Source organism: Rhodococcus sp. ENV425 (assembly GCF_002887785.1).
In the GTDB taxonomy this organism is placed as follows: domain Bacteria; phylum Actinomycetota; class Actinomycetes; order Mycobacteriales; family Mycobacteriaceae; genus Rhodococcus; species Rhodococcus aetherivorans.
The window spans coordinates 1-7,473 of sequence record NZ_PCZU01000143.1; the positions used below are offsets into that span (position 1 = coordinate 1).

Below are 7,473 nucleotides of genomic sequence, written 5' to 3' on the forward strand. Positions count from 1 at the left end.
CGAGCGGCTCGGCGTGGCGGGCCGTGAGGGCCACGCTCGCGCCGCGGGCGAGCAGCGCCGCTGCGATCGCCTTGCCGATCCCGCGGCTCGCTCCGGTGACCAGCGCCGCGCGGCCCGTGAGGTCGGAGCCGGGGGAGGTGTCGGGGGAAGTGGTCATGCCGGCGAACGTAGCGCATCTCACCCCGGCATCCCGGGGTGGACACGGTAAAATGAATGGTTCGTGCGCCTGCCCCTGCGGCATCATTGGCAGCCAATCCGAGTCGTCCCCGAGGAGCCTCACGCGTGATCACCGCCACCGATCTGGAAGTCCGCGCCGGCGTGCGGACGCTGCTCTCGGCGCCGGGCCCGGCGCTGCGGGTGCAGCCCGGCGACCGGATCGGGCTGGTCGGGCGCAACGGTGCCGGCAAGACCACCACCCTGCGCATCCTCGCGGGGGAGGGCGAGCCGTACGCGGGCGCCGTCGTCCGCTCCGGCGACCTCGGTTACCTGCCGCAGGATCCCCGCGAGGGCAACCTGGACGTCCTGGCCAAGGACCGTGTGCTCTCCGCCCGCGGCCTCGACGAGATCCTGCGCGCGATGGAGAAGCAGCAGGCCGTCATGGCCGAGGCCGTCGACGAGAACGTCCGTGACCGGGCGGTACGCAAGTACGGGTCGCTCGAGGAACGCTTCTCGGCGCTCGGCGGGTACGAGGCCGAGTCCGAGGCCGCCCGGATCTGCACCAGCCTCGGACTGCCGGACCGGGTCCTGGGCCAGCCCCTGCGCACCCTGTCCGGTGGTCAGCGCCGCCGCGTCGAACTCGCCCGCATCCTGTTCGCCGCCTCCGACGGCTCCGGCAAGTCCACCACCACCCTGCTGCTCGACGAGCCCACCAACCACCTCGACGCCGACTCGATCACCTGGCTGCGCGGATTCCTGCAGAACCACGACGGCGGCCTGGTCGTCATCAGCCACGACGTGGACCTGCTCGCCGACGTCGTGAACAAGGTGTGGTTCCTCGACGCGGTGCGCGGCGAGGCCGACATCTACAACATGGGCTGGAAGAAGTACCTCGACGCGCGGGCCACCGACGAGGCGCGCCGTCGCCGCGAACGCGCCAACGCCGAGAAGAAGGCGTCCGCCCTGCGGCAGCAGGCGGCCAAGCTCGGCGCGAAGGCCACCAAGGCCGTCGCGGCGCAGAACATGGCCAAGCGCGCCGACAAGCTGCTCGCCGAGCTCGACGAGGTGCGGGTGGCCGACAAGGTGGCCAAGATCCGGTTCCCGGAGCCGGCGCCGTGTGGCAAGACCCCGCTCATGGCCGAGAGCCTGACGAAGGTGTACGGCTCGCTGGAGATCTTCACCGGTGTGGACCTGGCGATCGACCGGGGCAGCCGCGTCGTCGTGCTCGGTCTCAACGGTGCCGGAAAGACCACGCTGCTGCGCCTGCTCGCGGGGGTGGAGCCCCCGGACGCGGGCCGGCTGGCGCCCGGCCACGGCCTGAAGATCGGCTACTTCGCCCAGGAGCACGACACCCTCGACGACGACGCGACGGTGTGGGAGAACATCCGGCACGCGGCGCCGGACGCGGGGGAGCAGGACCTGCGGGGGTTGCTCGGGGCGTTCATGTTCACCGGCCCGCAGCTCGACCAGCCGGCCGGGACGCTGTCCGGCGGTGAGAAGACCCGGCTGGCGCTGGCCGGACTGGTGTCGTCCGCGGCGAACGTGCTGCTGCTCGACGAGCCGACCAACAACCTCGATCCGGTCTCGCGGGAGCAGGTGCTCGACGCGCTGCGCAGCTACGCCGGTGCGGTCGTGCTCGTCACCCACGATCCCGGCGCGGCCGAGGCGCTCGATCCGGAGCGGGTGATCCTGCTGCCGGACGGTTCCGAGGACCACTGGTCGCAGGAGTACCTGGAGCTGATCCAGCTGGCGTGAGGTCCGGCCCTGCGTGACCGTGCGCGGGAGTACCCGGAGCCGATCGTGCCGGCGCGGGGTGCGGCCGCGGCCCGGACCTGCGCGATTCCTCCCGGCACCTCGCCCCGTCCACTAGCCTGGAAGCGGGGCCTTGCCGAGCCGACGGGAGGATCCGATGGCACGCAAATCCGGGCACGCCGGGAATGTACTGACCAAGGGCACACGGGTCACGGGGGAATCGCGTGACCGTCTCCAGGCAGAACTGAAACGCCGCTACGAGGCCGGGGCGAGCATCCGGACGCTGGCGCAGGAGACGGGCCGTTCCTACGGGTTCGTGCACAACGTGCTCGTGGAGTCCCATGTAGCGCTGCGTGGCCGGGGCGGACCGAACCGGCGGAGCGCGGCGCGCGCCTCGACCTGAGCGGGTCAGCCGGCGGCGGTCCGTCGCACGGACTCCTCGACCAGGTCCAGTACCGCCGACAGTTCGCTGTCGGCGGTGCCCGAGGCGAGCCGCGCGATGAGGCCGTCGAGGACCAGGTCCAGGTAGCTGAGCACCACCTCGGTCGGCACGTCGTCGCGCAGCCGGCCGGCTTCGCGTTGCCGCTCGAGCCGGCCCACGGTCGCCTTGGTCAGCTCGGCGGAGTGCTGTGTCCACGCCTTCGCGAAGTCCGGGTCGGTGCGCAGGCGCCGGGTGATCTCCAGCCGGGTGCCGAGCCAGTCGAACTGCTCCGGTGAGGCGAGCATGTCCCGCATCACCTGCACGAGGCCCTGCTCGGCGGCGACGTCGGCCATCCGCGCCGCATCCTCCTGGGCCAGCGCCAGGAACAGCCCGTCCTTGTCCTTGAAGTGATGGAAGATCGCGCCGCGGGACAGTCCCGTGGCGTCCTCCAGGCGGCGCACCGTGGCGCCGTCGTAGCCGAACTCGGCGAAGCACCGTCGCGCGCCGGCGAGGATCTGACTCCGGCGTGCGGCGAGGTGGTCCTCACTGACCTTGGGCACCGCGAACGTCCTTTCGGGGAAGAGACGGCGGGCCCGAGACGAGACGTCCCGAGCCCGCCGCCGGTGCACTGCGTGTGCGGTGAACCGATCTCGGACGTCAGCCCTTGATCATGTTGCGCAGCACGTACTGCAGGATGCCGCCGTTGCGGTAGTAGTCCGCCTCACCGGGGGTGTCGATCCGCACGACCGCGTCGAAGACGACCTTCTCGCCGTTCTCCCGGGTCGCGGTGACCTTGACGGTCTTCGGGGTGACGCCCTCGTTCAGCTTCTCGATGCCCTCGATGTCGTAGACCTCGGTGCCGTTCAGCTTCAGCGAGGCGGCCGACTCGCCGGCGGGGAACTGCAGCGGGACGACACCCATGCCGATGAGGTTGGAGCGGTGGATCCGCTCGAACGACTCGGTGATGACGGCCTTGACGCCGAGCAGGCTGGTGCCCTTGGCGGCCCAGTCCCGCGAGGAACCGGAGCCGTACTCCTTGCCGCCCAGCACGACCAGCGGGATGCCGGCCTTCTGGTAGTTCTGCGACGCGTCGTAGATGAACGCCTGCGGGCCGCCGTCCTGCGTGAAGTCGCGGGTGTAGCCGCCCGAGACGTCGTCGAGGAGCTGGTTGCGCAGCCGGATGTTCGCGAACGTGCCGCGGATCATCACCTCGTGGTTGCCGCGCCGCGAGCCGTAGGAGTTGAAGTCCTTGCGCTCGACACCGTTGGCCTCGAGGTACTGCGCGGCCGGGGTGCCCGCCTTGATGTTGCCGGCGGGGGAGATGTGGTCGGTGGTGACCGAATCGCCGAGCAGCGCGAGCACCCGCGCCCCCTTGATGTCCGTGACCGGAGCCGGGGTCTTGGGCATGCCCTCGAAGTACGGGGGCTTACGCACGTAGGTGGACTGGGGATCCCACTCGAAGGTCTTGCCCTCCGGGGTGGGCAGGCCACGCCAGCGCTCGTCGCCCTTGAACACGTCCGCGTAGCCCTTGACGTACATCTCCTGGCTGATCGCGGAGCCGATGGTGTCCTGGATCTCCTGGGCGGAGGGCCAGATGTCCTTCAGGAACACGTCGTTGCCGTCGGCATCCTGGCCGAGGGCGTCGTGCTCGAAGTCGAAGTCCATCGTGCCGGCGAGGGCGTAGGCGATGACCAGCGGCGGGGACGCCAGGTAGTTCATCTTCACGTCGGGGGAGATGCGACCCTCGAAGTTGCGGTTGCCGGAGAGCACCGCGGTGGCCGTCAGGTCGTTGTCGTTGATGGCCTTGCTGATCGCCTCGTCCAGCGGGCCGGAGTTGCCGATGCAGGTGGCGCAGCCGTAGCCGACGAGGTAGAAGCCGAGCTTCTCGAGGTACGGCCACAGGCCGGCCTTCTCGTAGTAGTCGGTGACGACCTGCGAGCCGGGGGCCATGGAGGTCTTGACCCACGGCTTGGCCGACAGGCCCTTCTCGACGGCGTTGCGGGCGAGCAGCGCGGCGCCGAGCATCACGGACGGGTTCGAGGTGTTGGTGCAGGAGGTGATGGAGGCGATCACGACGGCACCGTGGTCGAGGACGAACTCGCCCTTCTCCTCGGAGACGACCTTGACCGGCTTGGTCGGCCGGCCCTCGGAGCCGTTCGCGGCCGACTGGACATTCACGGCACCGTCGTCGGCGAAGGACAGGGCGACCGGGTCGGACGCCGGGAAGGACTCCTCGACGGCCTCGTCGAGCTGGGTGTGGTCGGCCGGGTGGTGCTCCTCCACGTAGTTGTGGATGTCCTTGCGGAAGGCGCTCTTCGACTCCGACAGCAGGATCCGGTCCTGCGGGCGCTTCGGGCCGGCGATGGACGGAACCACGTCACCGAGGTCGAGCTCGAGGTACTCGGAGTACTGCGGCTCGACATCCGCGTCGTGCCACAGGCCCTGCTCCTTGGCGTAGGCCTCGACGAGGGCGAGCTGCTCGTCGCTGCGACCGGTCAGGCGCAGGTAGTTCACGGTCTCCTCGTCGATCGGGAAGATCGCCGCGGTGGAGCCGAACTCGGGGCTCATGTTGCCCAGGGTGGCGCGGTTGGCCAGCGGCACCTCGGCGACGCCCTTGCCGTAGAACTCGACGAACTTGCCGACGACACCGTGCTTGCGCAGCATCTCGGTGACGGTGAGGACCACGTCGGTGGCGGTCACGCCCGGCTTGATCTCACCGGTGAGCTTGAACCCGACCACGCGCGGGATGAGCATGGAGACCGGCTGGCCGAGCATCGCGGCCTCGGCCTCGATGCCGCCGACGCCCCAGCCGAGCACGCCCAGGCCGTTGACCATGGTGGTGTGCGAGTCGGTGCCGACGCAGGTGTCGGGGTAGGCCTGGCCGTTCCGGACCATGACGGTGCGCGCGAGGTGCTCGATGTTGACCTGGTGCACGATGCCGGTGCCGGGCGGGACGACCTTGAAGTCGTCGAAGGCACCCTGGCCCCAGCGCAGGAACTGGTAGCGCTCCCCGTTGCGCTGGTACTCGATGTCGACGTTGCGCTCGAAGGCGTCGGCGCGGCCGGCGACGTCGATGATCACGGAGTGGTCGATGACCATCTCGGCGGGGGCCAGCGGGTTGACCTTGTTCGGGTCGCCGCCGAGGGTCTCGACGGCCTCGCGCATCGTGGCGAGGTCGACGATGCAGGGCACGCCGGTGAAGTCCTGCATGATCACGCGGGCGGGCGTGAACTGGATCTCGACGCTCGGCTCGGCCGACGGATCCCAGCTCGCGATGGCGCGGATGTGATCGGCGGTGATGTTCGCACCGTCTTCGGTGCGCAGCAGGTTCTCGGCGAGAACCTTCAGTGCGTAAGGGAGTTTCTCGGTGCCCGGAACAGCCGAGAGGCGGAAGATCTCGTAGGAGTTCTCTCCGACCTCCAGCGTCCCCTTGGCGCCGAACGAATCAATACTGGTGCTCACGTCAGCTCCACTCGTCGATGAGGCTCGCCGCCGACGGGGCTGTGTCGACGGCCGAAGCGAGGCCCCGGAGCCGAGCCGGGCCGCAGAACAGGGCCGGACGGCGTCGGAGGCGTCTCGCGGCAAGTCTAACAGTACGCTTGTCCTGTGAACCGATGGGACACAACCGCCGATCCGGCGTCCGGCCGCCGCCGCGGCGCCGTCGCGTAGGGTACGAACGGCGCCGCACGAGCGGTGGCCGTCGAGCCCCACGGAGAGAGATGTCTGCGCCCCTGTCACGTGTCCTGACACCGTCGGCCACCGACCTCCCCCCGGGTGTCTCGCTCGAGCAGGTCCTCGCCGATCTCGCCGACGACCAGGTCTCGGCACCCCCGGACCGCGTCGACGACCTGGTCGCCGTCGTCGAACGCGCGCAACAGCACGGCATCGACCTGAGCATCGTCGTGCTCGACCGCGATCCCCGGCTCGACTCGCAACTGCGCGACCTCGCGACCGACGTCGCCGGCGAGGACGGCGGCACCGTGCTCGTGCTGAGCCCCGGCTGGGCCGGCGCCCACAGCGACAGCATCGACCGGGTGCTCCTCGAGTCCGCGCAGGACCGCACCTACACCGGCGATCCGGTCGTCTCGGCGTCCAACTTCGTCGACGCACTCACCGAGCCCGCGCCGCCCTGGACGCTGCTGACGGTGCTGCTGCTGCTCGCGGTCGCGGGCGCGGCGGGGGCCACGTACCTCGCCAAGGCGGTCCGTCGCCGCGGCGACACCGGCGGGGCGGAGACGGTCGCTGCCGACCGGCCCGCCCGCTGACCGGGACCGCACCGAGAATTTTCCCGGCCACCACTGTGGCCGTCGTCACAGTTCAGGGCGTTGACACAGGTCGAATTACCCTTCTGTTATTTGTGACTGGAGTTTCCTCGGGGTGCAAAGTGTCGTACGGTGCACTTGGCGCTCTTGGGGAAGGGGTGTCACACATACCCGGAGTCGGGTCGCGGTGCGAACCGTGAGGCGACGCCGGGCTGCCGAGCGATGCAACCGCGGCCTCGTCCGCGGTGGATCGCTGCTGCGGCGACCCCTTTCCAGGTTGCGCTCGGGTGCGTCCCGCCGGCGCGACCGAGGGAGGGCGATGTGAGGCGAAGCGGTATACGGCAGGCGATGTCCCGACAGCCGTCGCGGACGCCGCGAAGACGCCGACTGTCCCGCACGACCCGGCTGGTTCTCGGTCTCGGCCTGGCCGCCTCCCTGATCGCGGGTACCGCCGCGTCCGCCGGCGCGGTACCGTCCCCGCCGCCGAATCCCAGCGATGCCGATCTCGCGGCCGCCGGGGTGGCCGTCGCCGCCGGGGTGGACCAGGTGGGCAGCCTCATCCTCCGGATCGCCACCGCCGACCAGCAACTCGCCGAACTCGAGAATCAGGTCGCGGTCAAGCGGGAGAACGTCAACCGTGCCCTCGTGGACCTGCAGTCCGCCCGCGACGCCGCCGACGCCGCCGCCCACGCGGTCGCCCTGTCGCAGCAGGCGCTGAAGGACGCGGGCACCCGGATCCGGCAGGCGCAGCAGGACTTCGACGCGTTCGCCCGCGACAGCTACGTCCAGGGCACCAATGTCGCCTCCCTCGCCTCGTTCATCGGCTCCACCGGTCCCGACGACCTGCTCGACCGCGCCCAGATCATGCGCCTGCTCTCCGCG

Annotated in this window: 7 protein-coding genes; 4 read left to right on the forward strand and 3 right to left on the reverse strand. The window is 70.3% G+C overall.

Features of this window, described 5'->3' with window-relative positions:
* Window positions 1-157, reverse strand: a 157-nt coding sequence (locus tag CQZ88_RS11065; RefSeq protein ID WP_146034296.1) for an SDR family NAD(P)-dependent oxidoreductase, incomplete at its 3' end; no start/stop codon positions are given.
* A gap of 125 nt (window positions 158-282) precedes the next feature.
* On the opposite strand from CQZ88_RS11065, the gene CQZ88_RS11070 reads away from it, so the two are divergent.
* Both CQZ88_RS11070 and CQZ88_RS11075 read left to right on the forward strand, forming a co-directional pair.
* Entirely contained in the window at window positions 283-1,911 is a 1,629-nt protein-coding gene (locus CQZ88_RS11070; protein WP_102799751.1) for an ABC-F family ATP-binding cassette domain-containing protein, read from the forward strand.
* 154 nt (window positions 1,912-2,065) lie between these two features.
* Window positions 2,066-2,311 (forward strand): helix-turn-helix domain-containing protein, encoded by a 246-nt coding sequence (locus CQZ88_RS11075; RefSeq protein WP_006939279.1) that lies wholly within the window; start codon window positions 2,066-2,068, stop codon window positions 2,309-2,311.
* 5 nt (window positions 2,312-2,316) lie between these two features.
* On the opposite strand, the gene CQZ88_RS11080 is transcribed toward CQZ88_RS11075, so the two are convergent.
* On the reverse strand, window positions 2,317-2,889 hold the full coding sequence (locus CQZ88_RS11080; RefSeq protein ID WP_006939281.1) for a TetR/AcrR family transcriptional regulator: 573 nt from the start codon (window positions 2,887-2,889) through the stop codon (window positions 2,317-2,319).
* 97 nt (window positions 2,890-2,986) lie between these two features.
* On the reverse strand, window positions 2,987-5,791 hold the full coding sequence (gene acnA / locus CQZ88_RS11085) for an aconitate hydratase AcnA (RefSeq protein WP_006939284.1): 2,805 nt from the start codon (window positions 5,789-5,791) through the stop codon (window positions 2,987-2,989).
* Window positions 5,792-6,048: 257 nt separating this feature from the next.
* Between acnA and CQZ88_RS11090 the strand changes: the two genes are divergently transcribed.
* Together CQZ88_RS11090 and CQZ88_RS11095 are read left to right on the forward strand one after the other, a co-directional pair.
* Window positions 6,049-6,594: a DUF6676 family protein gene (locus CQZ88_RS11090; protein ID WP_006939285.1), complete on the forward strand. Its 546-nt coding sequence runs from the start codon at window positions 6,049-6,051 to the stop codon at window positions 6,592-6,594.
* Between the two features lie 345 nt (window positions 6,595-6,939).
* Window positions 6,940-7,473, forward strand: a 534-nt coding sequence (locus CQZ88_RS11095; protein WP_374703820.1) for a coiled-coil domain-containing protein, incomplete at its 3' end; no start/stop codon positions are given.